The sequence below is a fragment of the Rugamonas aquatica genome, from assembly GCF_009380215.1.
Lineage (GTDB): Bacteria > Pseudomonadota > Gammaproteobacteria > Burkholderiales > Burkholderiaceae_D > Rugamonas > Rugamonas aquatica_B.
On record NZ_WHUG01000055.1, the window covers coordinates 1 to 316 of the forward strand.

At 63.6% G+C, this 316-nt stretch carries 1 protein-coding gene; it reads right to left on the reverse strand.

Annotation, left to right across the window (positions count from 1 at the left end; translation table 11 throughout):
* A partial coding sequence (locus GEV02_RS32630) for a hypothetical protein (protein ID WP_152841921.1) occupies positions 1-316 on the reverse strand: 316 nt, incomplete at both ends.

The window sequence follows — 316 nt, forward strand, 5'->3', positions numbered from 1 at the left end:
GAGCTCAGCGCGCCGATCTGGGTCGAGGTCAGAGCAACGACCTGGTCCGTGGTCAGCGCCTGGATGTTGGCGGTGGTGATCGCGGCGATCTGGCCGGTGGTCAGGTTCGACAGCTGGTCGGTGGTCAACGCCGCCAGTTGCGCGGTTTTCAGCGTGGCGATGATCGAGGTTTTCAGGCCGATGATGTCAGCCGTTTCAATCGCGGCGATGTCGGTGGTCGACAGCGCGTTGAACTGGTTCGAGCTGAGGGCGCCGAACTGGTTCGAGCTCATCGCAACGATCTGGTCGGTGGTCAGCACGGCCAGGTTGGCGGTGG